The sequence below is a fragment of the Candidatus Hydrogenedens sp. genome (assembly GCA_035361075.1).
In the GTDB taxonomy this organism is placed as follows: Bacteria; Hydrogenedentota; Hydrogenedentia; order Hydrogenedentales; family Hydrogenedentaceae; genus Hydrogenedens.
The window spans coordinates 1-13,537 of record DAOSBX010000019.1 but is presented as its reverse complement, the minus strand read 5'-3'; the positions used below and the strand labels follow the sequence as shown (position 1 = coordinate 13,537).

Below are 13,537 nucleotides of genomic sequence, written 5' to 3'. Positions count from 1 at the left end.
GGTACTCCTTGTATTGCTTATATATTCAATGTTTCTGACAGATGTTGTGCAATTCGTTTACCAGCGTTTCCATCACCATACGGATTGATACAACTCGCCATTTTTTGATACATCTCATGGTCGTCAAGTAACCGTTGTGTCGTTTCGACTATCCGTTCAAAGTGTGGTCCTATCAATAAAGCAGTCCCAGCCTGTACTGCTTCTGGACGTTCAGTTACATCCCTCAATACGAGTACAGGTTTACCAAGAGACGGTGCCTCTTCCTGAATGCCACCTGAATCTGTGAGTATGAGATAACACTTCTTCAATACGTGAACAAATGGGACATAATCAAGAGGGGGCATAATAATGACTCGCTCATGATTATGTAAAAACTTTTCCGCAGATGCCTTGACATTCGGGTTCGGATGCACTGGAAATAGTATTTCAATATCATCGTTCTTATCCACCAATTCAGCAACTGCTTGGAAAATCTCATCCATAGGCTCTCCGAAACTTTCCCGTCGGTGAGCGGTCAGAACAATCAATCTACGCTCCTTCCCTAATGTCTCTAACTGCTTATTGTTAAATTGATATGGCATCCCTGCAATATATAAAAGAGCATCTATCCCCGTATTCCCAGTAACGATTATCCTCTCCTCCTCTATATGTTCAGAAAGTAAATTTTTCTTAGATTGCTCTGTCGGTGCATATAAAAAATCACCCATCGCATCTACAAGCCGTCGATTCATTTCTTCTGGAAATGGATGATACTTATCATACGTCCGTAACCCCGCTTCAACGTGTCCAATCGGAATCTTATGATAATAAGCAGATAATCCAGCAGACAAAGTTGTGGTAGTATCACCATGAACAAGAACAGTATCAGGTCTGTTTTCTGTAAATAAAGAGGATAAATTCTTTAGAATACGTGAAGTAATATCTTCTAAACTCTGCCCAGGCGTCATGATGTTCAAGTCATGATGTACTGGCAATGAAAACGAACGTATCACCTGGTCTAAAAGTTCACGATGTTGTGCGGTTAAACACACAGTGACTTGAAATATATCAGGCATCTCTTGCAAAGCACGCACAACAGGAGCCATTTTGATAGCTTCAGGTCGTGTGCCTATAACTACCCAAATATTTTTCATTAAAACAAGATTATCCTTCCTTGCGTTTAATTAGTCCCAAAAAGATTTTAACACCAAAAACAATATACAATAGATGGTGGTATTATAAAAGAATCATGCATAATCATAAAAATAAATGAGTTTAATTATTCGAGAACAAAATGAAATTATCAGAAATACCTAAAATTATTCATACTATTCCCTACTATAAAAAAGAACAGTTAGGATGGTATTTTTTTACACGGATAAGAAAAATATTACCTATTCGGTTATGGTTTAACAAGGCGAATATACCTCTAATGAAGATGGATAAAGAAAGATTAAAACGGTACCAACAATATGCAAAATTATGGGCGGAAGTAGAGGAAAATATACACCCCATTTTAGACAAAATCCTTAAAGGTGCCGTAATGTATGCAGGAGAAACAATTCCATTGGAATGTCTCCTACAAAAACAGAACATTTCCATTTCCCCTTTGGCAATGTATGGCATTCATAGTTTCGAATTTCTTTGGCATCTCTGCCTTGCTTATCTTCAATCTCCTAATAATAAATATGCAGAGTTTGCAAAGTTGTGGATAAAAAATTGGATAAAATCAAATCCTATCGGCAAAACAGTTGGATGGGATCCTTACCCCACGTCATATCGCATTCGCTATTGGTGTTTAGCAATTTATTTATGGAAATGGAACGATAAGGAGATTTTAGACTCGTTAGCTATTCAAACCAAATGGCTCTCAAAATCTATCGAATATCACTTAAAAGCAAATCATGTTATTCAAAATCTTGCTGGCATTATTATAAGTTCTGCAACATTTTTTCCAGAGTTATTACCTAAATTCCTCAATGAATTGGAAAAGGAAGTTAAAGAACAAATATTGGAGGATGGTGGACACTATGAAAGATGTCCAATGTATCATCTCCATGTGTTAATAGACCTATTAATGGTTATGGCTGTTCTCAATAACCCACCAGAATATTTGAAGGGAGCCGTATCAAAAATGACTTGTTTTTTGCAGAATATGACTCTCTCCGATGGCGAGATTCCTCTCTTTGGAGATTCTACCTTTGGACATTTCCCACAACCAAAAAAAATTCTTACTGTCGCCTTAAAATACAATGCCCCCTCCATTTCCCCAGAATTACAAAACGCAAGGACATCATTCCCTCTTACAGGTTATTATCTTATAAAACCAAACCATAGCAAACCAATGGTCGAGTTAGTCATTCGTGCAGGAGCATTCGGACCCGATTATCAACTTGCCCATGCACATTGTGACCAGTTGAGTTATGAGTTATTAATTCAAGGACAACGGGTTATTGTGGACTCGGGAATCCATGGATATGCCAAAAGCCCATATCGAGAATTTCAACGTAGCACACGAGCCCATAATACAGTTTACGTTACTGGTGAAGAACAACTGGAATACTGGGGGACATTCCGTGTAGCTCGCAGAGGCAAATCGGAAGTGTTATATTGGGAAGAATATAATGGAGAGCCCCTTTTCGTAGGTAGATTTAAGTACTACACAGGCACATCGCATACACGACTCTTGTATATGTTGCGGGGACAAGGAATGTTATGTTGGGATTGGATTCATACAAAAAATAATCGTACAGTAGAAAGTCTAATTCACCTACACCCTAACTTGATTCCTGAATTTACAAATTCATTTCTGTTAATTAATCATGATAAAATAAACCTTTGTATTCATCCTATCGGTCAAGAGACGATAGAAATTTTGTCGGGCATTCGTGACCCGATGCAAGGTTGGTATTCAGAACAGTTTGGTAATGCAGTTCCAAATTCTGTTCTGGTTCTAAAAAAGAAGGTGAAAGATAAGAACATATCCATGGGCTATTGGATTTCTTTTAATGCTGATAAAACAAACATTCCAAAAGGAGCCATTAAACAATGGGTAGAAGATATAGGGAAAAAGATAAACATATAGATAATAATAAGAATATAAAAAGTGAAAACACGAAGGAAGGAGAAAGAAAAGAAAAACTGCAAAAAAGTGCAGGGATACAGATGCAAACAGCCTTTTATGAAAACCTATTATCACGCAAAGCGGTTGTATATGTTTTGATTCCTTTATGGATTTTGGCGGTTGTCTTGGCTCTAAGTCCCTTTGTAGGTGACCCCGCCGCCCCTATTAAATATCTAATAACGGCTATTTTTGTTTTTGTTCTTTCAGCAGTGACTCTCTTTAATACTTGGGTATATGAAATCAAATTTCAAATAAAGAAAACACTCCTTTTTATTACAGGTGGCTTTCTGTTTTTTATGTTCCTATCTCTGCTTTTTGCTGGAAATAGAATGTTTGCACTTAATGAATATTACATCTGGATTACCCTTTGCTTTATATCTTTGTTTGTCAGTGTATATGTCTTGAATTTGAAAGAAATCTATTGGATATTGACATGGGTTACCATTGCCATTGCTATATCGAGTATCTACGGCTTCTTCCAAAAATGGGGAATTGACCCTTTCCCATGGTCAACCAAAGACGTAGAAGAATATCGTGGGCTTCCCTCAACCTATGCTAATCCAAACTTTGCTGGGCATGCTCTATTATTTGCTGTTATTACGTTAATAGGACTGCTTTGTTTGTATACACGCGAACTATGGAAATCAAAAACTGGAGAAAATAAAAAAAATTTCAAAACAACACTAATAAAGACCCTATTATATTTAATATGTTTTCTATTAACATTTACACACCTTTACTTTACACGGATGCGAAGTGCCCGTATCGCCTTATTTATGGCAATTGCATTTATGCTCTTTTACGGTCTCTGGGGAAGGAAATGGGAAGTAAAAAGAATTCTATTATGGGGTGGAGGTTTGGTCGTAATTGCAGTCATAGTTATTATTATTGCATTAGGACTCCTCGCAAAAGGCTACCCGCATGGCTCCCTACCATTTGACAACTCATTAAATCTCCGCTTTAATGGCTATCTTGGCGCGGTCAAAATGATTATGCACAAGCCTATTTTAGGCTACGGCCCAGGTAATTATCGATATGAGAACATCCCGTATTGGACAAAATATGAAAAACTATGGTTTACCATCGCAAGAAAAAGAAATTTCCATGTTCATAGCGACCCATTAGAGGCTATGGTTGATGCTGGTATCCCTGGGGGTATTTTTTACTACGGTTTGATTCTACTTGGCTTTATTAGTGGTTTACTATTAGCAAAGAAATATAACGATTCTTCGGATGGTATCTTAGGTGTTATTTTCTCCTCCGTTTTCCTTGCATTTGCAACAGATGCATGTTTTGGATTTAATATCCGTGTTCCTGTGTCCAGTGCTATGTTCTTCCTGTTCCTTGGATTAACACAAGTAAAGTCCGATGATGAGACCCTCACTCTGGACATAAAAAAAGCAAGAACAATATCAACCATTATTGCAGTAATATTCTTTCTTCTAATGATTCAGCAATTCCGTTATTACTCTGCGGAAGTCCAGTTGCAACGAGCCAAAGGTGGTATTTATTGGACTAAAACCTATGATAGTCCCCAACATGCTCAATCACGAGAACGTATTTTAGAACGTGCAACACAACATGCTATAAACGGAATGAGTGTCAAATCATGGGATGCCCGTTTCCCAGAGATTACTGCTCGTATTTATATGATGAGGAATGATCATCAATCTGCCTTGGAATACTTCGATAAAGCACTGGCTTGCGATAAATATAATCCAGATCTATGGACAACCCGTGCTCAATGCTGTCTCAACTGGATATACTACGCTCAAACATCAAAACAACCTCTGAGCATGACCGTTGAAAAAATTTTAGACGAGGCAGAACTGTCTGTCTCAAATGCTATCAAATACTGTGAACTCTATCCAGATGCCTATGAAGGAATGGCTCGCTCCTTATTCTTTAGAACTGCTTATATAAAAATGTCCGATGAAGAAAAGAAAGAAATAATGCAAAACCTCGTCAAATATGCAGATAAAGCATTAGAAAACGGATTAAAAGAAAGCCTACCCTTATTCCAAATTATGATTCAAGCTTATCAAACATTAAAAGACTATGATAATTCTTCAAAAATTATTCAACGAGCACTTGCAATTGACCCAGCGAATGTTGAACTCTGGTCGAGATATGCTCAAATTATGAAACAGAAAAATTACCCCGATGAATACCTTACATTCCTGGAAAAGAATTTTGCACGATTTAAAAAAGATGCAAAGAAAATGGCACCGACTCTTTCCCAGATTGCACTAATGATATATCAAGAAAAATTAAGGAAAACAAATAATAGTAAAGAAGCAACAGGAATACTTATTGAAACGCTCAAATTAAACCCGCATGATTTATCTACATGGGGTGCGGTAATTCAAACGTTCCCAGCAGAACAGAGATTGGAACAACTCCAAAAACTAATGCTGAACTTTAAAAATAATCAAGATATCCCCGAATTTATTACAAGGCTAAATAAATCACAAGAGGAAATAGATTGGCTCAATCTCTCCCGTGACGTAATCGCAAGTATTGAAAAAGATACCCAACAAAAAGAGCCATTCAAAACAATCGTCCTAAGATATGCATGGATTGCAGAGGTCAGTTTCTACGTCAATACAAAACGTGAATTCGACGAGAAACCAGAATTATATGCAAATTTAGCCACTATCTATCAAAAATTACGGTTTGATGAACGTGCATTGACATGTTTCCCATTTGCAAGTAAATCGACAAACAAAACCACACAAATGAGAGTTATGTATTCGTGGGCTGAAATTTTGTATAAAAAACAACAGTATGCCCAAGCAGAAGAAAAATTACAGTCCGCACTTCAAGTAGACCCAAATAACACCCAGGCACGTGCTTTACTTATACAGACATTAGCACAGCAGAAGAAAATTGCGGAAGCAAAATTTGAATACCAATCGCTAAAACAATCTTTGCCACCAAACTCAAGCACGGTGAAAAGTTTGGAACAGTTTTTAGCACCTTTTTTGAATAAGCAAGAACAGTGAGGATTGACCTATGGAATTAAAACAAGATGCGTCAACATTAAAAGAAAACAATAATATCGAAATGATAATAAATACATTCCCAACATTATTTAGATTAGCATTACTAATGGCATTGGTAATACTTGTAGGGGTGTTGGCTGTTTCCACTTTTTATTTATCCTTCGGTCCTCCGATTGTCGAAAGATTGGTTGATAACGCAGGTGAGAATCTAATGAAATTTGCTCAATCTTTAGAACAAAGTAGAAATATGGAAGATGCGAAACGTATTTACGAACTTGCTACCAAATCAAGATTTGCAGGGGAATTTAACCGCACGTATGTATTCTATCGATTAGGATATATTTATTGGTCTGAACAGGAATATGAAAAAGCAGTGGAATGCTTAAAACAATCTGTTCAGTCTGAATATCCTCAGACAGGTGCTTATGGTCTGCTTATTGATTCCCTGCTACGACTAAATAAAGCACAGGAAGCCTTACCATTTGCAGAAGAATGGATTGAAAATGTAAAATCAAAGGAAATGCTTGCAGATGCACGATTTTATTTAGGGAAAGTTCATGACATGTTGAACCAGCCTGAAGAGGCAGAAGAGGCATGGATAAAAGGACATAAATTACTGCCTGGCAGTAAGTCCTCTTTCGAACTCGCTTTTTTTTATAAAAAGCAAGGCGACTGTAAAAATGCTTTATATTACGCGGAAGCATGCCTAAAATCAGGTTTGCTTCCAACCCGAGAACCTGCCATAAAAAAACTAATTGAACAATGTAAGGGTAAATAGATTTTGTTTACACACGTGGATAAAGTTATAATAAGATAATTGATAAATAGGATTTAATTTATTTGGAGGAAAAGAAAATGATACCTGAAACTGAAGAAATTTTATTGCCACTCTTAAAAACGCTTTCAGATGGTAAAGAATGGACTGCTGGTGAACTTGAGAATGAATTAGCAAATTATTTCGGTTTGACCGAAGAAGAAAAGAAAAGAACCTTCCCTGGTAAACGGCAAAAAGTATTTTACTTTCGGGTTTATTGGGCAACCACTTATCTAAAAATTGCTAAATTTGTAGATTCACAAAGAAGAAACAAAATAGGATATCGGTGGATTACAGAGAAAGGCAGAGAAATCCTTTCACAAAATCCTGAGAAAATGGATACAGCGTATTTAGTTGAACACTCCCCAGAATTTGCATATTGGAAAGAAAATGCAAAGAAATTGAAAATGCAAAAACGTAGGGGCATTCAGCCCGATGGTATACCTAAAAGGAAACCAAAAGAGACTATCATGAAAATCGTTAAAAAGTTTGTTGCGAAAACCGAAAAAGATCTTGGGGAAGCATTGGCTAATATTACCCCTACAATCTTTGGTAAATTGATTATTGATATTTTGAATAATATCGGCTATAAAGGTGTGTGCGAAGAGATTGGTAGAACCTCCGATAAAGAAGAAGTAGTTGTTGATGGTATTATCAAGCAAGGCGAAAATGAAATTGTTTATCTTCAGGCGAGATATGGAAGAAAACGCTTAATAGATAAAGGAGAAATTGAAAAATTTGCTAAAAGTATTAATGAAAAACAAGGGAAAGCAGGTGTATTTATTACTACCTCTTTTATCTCAAGAGAAGCCTGGAAATATGTAGATACAATAGAAAATCCTACTCTAATAGTTATCGATAGACAAAAACTTGTCGAAAACATGCTTAAATACAAGATTGGTATATCTGTTGAAGAAACCTACGAAATAATAAAAATGGATGCCAATTACTTTGCAGAACCGATATTTGCTATGTAATTGAGTACTGATTAATTTTGAAGATAAATTTAGGTCCGAAAAGAGCACGATTAAAGCTTTCCATAGTTAATTGAATAGAGGTTTCTTGTCGCACAGAAATTTCAAAACAGAACTCTGTTGTTTCTCCCCGTTTTAGTGATTTTCTTAACGGAATTCGTTGCTGTTCCTGTTCTGAACAAACCAGTAAGGCTACTTCGCCTTCTAAAAGCATGTGTTTTGACCCAGCTACCCATTCTGCCTCTCCTAAGTTAGTGCATATTACTCTTACCTTTATTTTATCGGCGTTATTTGTTATTTTAATTGTATCCCCTTTACAAATCAGTTTTACCTCCTTACCGTCCACCCACATAACAGAATCAAAAAAGGCATCTAAATATTTGGGGGGATTACTACTATTATAGGGAATATTTCCTACTGCTATTAGAGGACAGTTTTGTGAATTTTTACCTGTCCCTTCACTGATTAATTTCGGATTTTTCCCCTTATCAATCAATTGCCAGAATGTCTCTTTCACATCGTTATAAATACCAGCGACACCCATAGAGGTTTTATCACGGTCAATTTTTATTTCACAATCATGAGGGGTAAATTTTTGTTTACGAAAGATGTTTGCATGCTCCTTTATAACCAAAGTAGCAGGACGATATGTCCCGTCTGGATTAATAATCCCATAATCACTTTTCTCATTTACACGATACCCACCAGGATACCACCAGAAATAGACCCCATCAGATCCACTTTTGTATAACATGTTGTAAAAATCTGTGAAATAATCCGCCTGAAATTGTAATGCACGCTGAGTTTGTTCCTCATTTTTCCGATACACACTGTACCCTATTTCTGCCCAGAATAGGGGTATATCGGGATTACAATATGTGCCATATTTTACCTGAAACCAGCCAGGTTTGACCATCTCCCAGTTCCCAATTCTACCATAAGCTTCTGGCTCTAATATATCTACCGCCTGCGATAAGTAATACCAGTCATACGGAAGTGGATTTGCCCAATTATTGGTGGGGTTTGACCCTTCCGTCATACGAAAACTTACCGCATGATTCGTATCCACAGAACGGACTAATGTTCGTGCTCGATTGTAATATTCATATAATAAAGTATCCAGAAAACGGCGATATGCACATACCATAATACGCCATTCACCCTCTTTTGTCATCATCTCATCTTTGGGATTGGTAACATTGCCATTCTCATCTCGGGGAATAGGATATTTCCAGTCCTTTTCTGCATTTTCGATAGAGCCATACCGTTCAATAACCCATGCTACCCATTCCTTATCCCAACGTTTTCTGCCTTCGTGCCCCGGAAACATCGGTTCCCATGCTAAATCATAAGCAAATACCTCATCATGCTCTGGCAATCGATAATATTCTATCATCTCCTTTATTTTGTCCCACTCAAAATCAAATGGTGTGCCAGGCCGTAAAGACAAATTAACTTTCAAACCTAAACGGTCTGCCCGATACAACAAATCGAGGAGATTCTGGTCATTCATAACATCGTAGTACTGGAATACACTGATGGAATTCATCCCCATATCTGCAATCCGTTGCAAATCACGTTGAATAATCCATGGGTCATAAGCCTCAGCTCCCATCCAATATTCAAAATAACGCCACCACTCTACACCAATCCCCGATGAAGGCATGTAATTGACACCATGAGGACACCAACGTTTCCCGCGATAGATAAAATCACCATGTTTGACCTCGACAAACTCTTTTTTCGTTCGTGGTTTCCACCGATTTAACCCATGATATACATAATCTTTTTTCTCTCCATTTACAATAAGATAACATTCTACCTGAATATTGTCAGCCATAGTTCGTGGATAAGGAATACTCTCTACAACCCGATGTATTTCCTGTTTGCTCAATCGGATTGGTATAACATCTTCCCATAATAGTTTGCGGTTGCGATTTCGTAATAATAATTGGATACTTGCATTTGAATAATCTGTCTCCGTTGTCATAAGAACCGTAGCCCCCATCGGCAATTTCTGGTCTGGAAAAACAGTGTAATAAGAACATCCACCATCAATAAGAAAAATGCCCTCTCTTAATTTCTTTATCCATTGAGAAAAATATTCCATAAATTGTTTGTCCAGATACCATTCCGCGTCCTGAACGGCAAAACAGGCTTGAACAGAATTTTTATAAGGTTCATTATTGTATATCATCATCGCGGAGAGAGTTCCACGATAACTATTCCCTTTCCCCCAAGCATGTATTAACGGTATCCAACGCCATGAACGATGTTTATCAAATCCTCCACCACGAGGACGAGGATGAATTAATAAAAATTGTTTGGGAACAGGCATCGTCATTTCTTTTAGAGCTAACTCTGTATCTGTCGAAATGGAACAGACATCATTTGAAGTATAAAATTTATATTCTGGGTAGAACAGTTCTAATTTTGGGAGGTCTGTTGTTTGCAGTAGTATTTGATGTTCTGATGTCATCGGTGCTGTGCCTAATCCCGCAAACCAGAACTCATGCCTCCCACCAGCAATAGACGAATGGCTCATTGTCAAGCCAATACAAACGTTAATCGCATTTTGAGGATTAAACGATGTCCCAATACGTGAAGGAGACTCCCACAACTTAAACCTGTCCGATGTCAATGCATAAAACTGCCACTCTTCACTTAAAGGAACCGATGCAATCCATCTTGACCCATCTTTTTCACGCCATTCAATAGTGAGTTCATCTGTCGTTTTCGTCCCCTTAGCAAAGAAAACAGTAACCTGATGATTATTAGGGAATGGATTCTCCAGAGGTGGTGTCGCAAAAATATCCCAGCCTTTCATATCTATAATAGAAGCATGAAAGCCGTGGAAAGTTTGGTTCGGGATAATATCGTTTAATGGCTGATATTCAAAAACAACAGGTGATTGCATGTTATTGCTTTCCCGTTGCCAATCTTTCACATTCCCTTCCGCAAAAGAAAACAAATGGGGAAGTAATGAGGAAAAATGTTCCTTAACAAATTGTATAGGTTTTACACAACGTTTGCCATCCCATATAAAATCATTATTCCAGAGTGGAGCACCTAATACAATTAAATCACCACCTCTCTTAATAAATTCCATAATGGTAGGAGCAGTTAAGGTAGGCAAAGAAAAACCAGGAATAATAACCAGCAAATCTGTATAACTTAAAATACCCTGATTAGCAATAAACATATCTATCCCTAAGCACTTCGCTTTGTATAACCCACTGTTGAAACGATTCATGATTTTATCAGCAACAGATGCCCACTCAGAACTATTGTCTGCCATTAATATCAGAACCTTTGATATTGTCTCCGCATTATTTCGTGTTTCCTCTGCAAAAGAATAACTTCCCAAAAACATACCGAAACTAAACAAAAATAAAAAGGAAAAATTTTTTTTCATAGATTATCCTTCAAAACCAGATTATTTTGTATGAAGAAGTAGTATAATTATTTTAAGAAGACAAATAAAATTACGAAATGAGCTGATAATAAAATGGAAGTTCAGAAATGGAGAACATAAAAATGAATAAGAGAAATAAAGTAAAATTTATAGTGCTAATACTTCTCTTTGCACTACTACCCTTAAAACTGGTAGCACAGCAGAAAGTATCCTATCGTCTCGATATATATTTAGTTGGTGGAGGGACTGTATCTCCCCCGCCAGGAACATATTATTATCCCAAAGATACGATTGTTTTCCTCAGTGCCACTCCTAATGCGGACTGGGCTTTTGACCATTGGGAAGGAAACATTTCTGGCACAGACCTCTATACTCAGGTAACAATGGATGGACCTAAAGCAGTAACAGCAGTATTTGTGGAGCCAGATTGTCTATTGACAATCACCCATAGCGGAGACGCAGTAGGAACCACATTTCCATCCGCAGGGGTGTATGGGTTTGTGAATGGTCGGACCGTTGGCATCAGTGTCGCTACCACGGATGGTGTCTACTTTGGTGGGTGGTCGGGTGATGCTTACGGAAGTAGTGAGTTTATACTGGTTACTATGAATTCTAATAAGTATATTGATGCACGATTTACCAGCACAGGTCATATTTTAAATATGTATGTAGTTGGCGAAGGTGGCACTGTACCCAGTCCACTGGGAAATCCTCACCGTTATTCGAGTGATGTACTTGTGGATGTAGAATCCCAGCAAACGAACCCATTATGGCGACTCGACCACTGGGAAGGCGATATTGATGAGAATGACCCACGTAGCAATCCAATCTACAACCTGCCAATGGATCGTGACCGAAATATCACCGCAGTATTCATTCTAAAACCATATTACAACTTGACAATAGAAATTATAGGTGAAGGGAATGTTTCTCTTCGGGTTGGTTATGACACCCCAATTATCCTCACACCAGGTGTGTATATTTACAATTATCTTGAATGGTCATACATCCGTCTGGAAGCGATAGAAACTACTACGGGATGGAAATTTCTTCGTTGGCAGGGTGATTATGGAGATACATCGCCGACATACCCCAGATGTAGTTTTTCTATGGACCAGGACAGATATGTCCGTTGCCTCTTTACGGATAAAACTCAAGTGCCAGATGTCGTCGGTAGTACCCAGTCAGAGGCTACCTCCGCTATCACGAACGCATGGCTAAATGTAGGCGATATTACTCAAGTTTGTAATGATGAATACCCATCGGGATATGTCTTTGACCAAAACCCCTCCGCAGGAACTACAGTAGAGATTAACACAACGGTATCACTTTGGATATCTACAGGTCCATGTCCAGTACCTGTCCCAGATGTTACAGGAAAAACTCAAACAGAGGCGGAATCTGAACTTAATGCAGTAGGACTAATGTTAGGAAATGTATCAGAACAGTGTAGCAATGAAGTGGAACAAGACATAATCATTAGCCAAAACCCACTCCCCGAAGAATTAGTCCCCCCAGGTAGTAGAGTGGATATTGTGATTTCCTCCGGTCCCTGTCCAGTAGCGGTACCAAATATACTATGGCAACTCCGTCCAGATGCAGAAGATATGATATTAAACGCTGGATTGATAGTGGGTATAGTAACTGAACAATGTGATGACACCATCCCAGCGGGAAGAGTAATGAATCAATACCCAACCGCAGGGATACAGGTTCCACCTGGCACCTCAGTTAACGTTACTGTTTCTTCTGGCCCATGTCTAATAAATGTGCCCAATGTCGTCCAATATTCACGGACATTAGCAGAGAATATACTTACCTCAGCAGGGCTAACTGTTGGCGATGTAAGTTTGCAATGTAGTAATACCATTCGAACTGGACTTATAATAAGCCAATCACCCTCAGCAGGGACAAAAGTGCCCCCAGACAGTGCGGTGAATCTCACAATCTCCTCCGGACCTTGTATAGAAGGCTCACCCGAAGGAACACCTGATGGTGAAGGAGTTACAGAAGGAGAAGGCATACAGGAAGGGGAAGGAATAATTGAAGGCACCATTGAAGGGGAAGGGATATCAGAAGGGGAAGGAATAATCGAGGGATCTCCCGAAGGTGAAGGGACAAGTGAAGGCATACAGGAAGGTGAAGGAATAATTGAAGGCACCTCAGAAGGAGAAGGCACGGTCGAAGGTGAGGGAATTACAGAAGGGTCGGCAGAAGCAGAAGGTG

7 protein-coding genes are annotated in these 13,537 nt (G+C 38.3%); 5 read left to right on the top strand and 2 right to left on the bottom strand.

Translation table 11 applies throughout. The features are described from left to right. Positions 1–17: 17 nt before the first annotated feature. Positions 18–1,133: a UDP-N-acetylglucosamine 2-epimerase (non-hydrolyzing) gene (gene wecB / locus PLJ10_07440; GenBank protein HOK09479.1), complete on the bottom strand. Its 1,116-nt coding sequence runs from the start codon at positions 1,131–1,133 to the stop codon at positions 18–20. 140 nt (positions 1,134–1,273) lie between these two features. Between wecB and PLJ10_07435 the strand changes: the two genes are divergently transcribed. From PLJ10_07435 to PLJ10_07420, 4 genes are all read left to right on the top strand, one after another. Beyond that, on the top strand, positions 1,274–3,064 hold the full coding sequence (locus PLJ10_07435; GenBank protein ID HOK09478.1) for a heparinase II/III family protein: 1,791 nt from the start codon (positions 1,274–1,276) through the stop codon (positions 3,062–3,064). Beyond that, positions 3,028–6,108: a tetratricopeptide repeat protein gene (locus PLJ10_07430; GenBank protein ID HOK09477.1), complete on the top strand. Its 3,081-nt coding sequence runs from the start codon at positions 3,028–3,030 to the stop codon at positions 6,106–6,108. Before PLJ10_07435 ends, PLJ10_07430 begins: the two co-directional genes overlap by 37 nt. Positions 6,109–6,118: 10 nt before the next feature. After that, the gene (locus PLJ10_07425) at positions 6,119–6,886 is read left to right on the top strand and encodes a tetratricopeptide repeat protein (protein ID HOK09476.1); all 768 of its coding nucleotides are present in this window, start codon (positions 6,119–6,121) and stop codon (positions 6,884–6,886) included. Positions 6,887–6,963: 77 nt separating this feature from the next. Further along, positions 6,964–7,899 (top strand): winged helix-turn-helix domain-containing protein, encoded by a 936-nt coding sequence (locus PLJ10_07420; GenBank protein ID HOK09475.1) that lies wholly within the window; start codon positions 6,964–6,966, stop codon positions 7,897–7,899. Here PLJ10_07420 and PLJ10_07415 read toward each other — a convergent pair. Continuing rightward, the gene (locus tag PLJ10_07415) at positions 7,892–11,311 is read right to left on the bottom strand and encodes a hypothetical protein (protein ID HOK09474.1); all 3,420 of its coding nucleotides are present in this window, start codon (positions 11,309–11,311) and stop codon (positions 7,892–7,894) included. The two genes, PLJ10_07420 and PLJ10_07415, sit on opposite strands and share 8 nt — an antisense overlap. Before the next feature lie 122 nt (positions 11,312–11,433). On the opposite strand from PLJ10_07415, the gene PLJ10_07410 reads away from it, so the two are divergent. Then, on the top strand, positions 11,434–13,537 hold a 2,104-nt coding region (locus PLJ10_07410), incomplete at its 3' end, for a PASTA domain-containing protein (GenBank protein ID HOK09473.1).

Excerpts from the sequence above, each read along its gene's own strand:
- wecB (HOK09479.1), bottom strand. The coding sequence starts at position 1,133 with ATGAAAAATATTTGGGTAGTTATAGGCACACGACCTGAAGCTATCAAA.
- PLJ10_07435 (HOK09478.1), top strand. The coding sequence starts at position 1,274 with ATGAAATTATCAGAAATACCTAAAATTATTCATACTATTCCCTACTAT.
- PLJ10_07430 (HOK09477.1), top strand. The coding sequence starts at position 3,028 with ATGGGTAGAAGATATAGGGAAAAAGATAAACATATAGATAATAATAAG.
- PLJ10_07425 (HOK09476.1), top strand. The coding sequence starts at position 6,119 with ATGGAATTAAAACAAGATGCGTCAACATTAAAAGAAAACAATAATATC.
- PLJ10_07420 (HOK09475.1), top strand. The coding sequence starts at position 6,964 with ATGATACCTGAAACTGAAGAAATTTTATTGCCACTCTTAAAAACGCTT.
- PLJ10_07415 (HOK09474.1), bottom strand. The coding sequence starts at position 11,311 with ATGAAAAAAAATTTTTCCTTTTTATTTTTGTTTAGTTTCGGTATGTTT.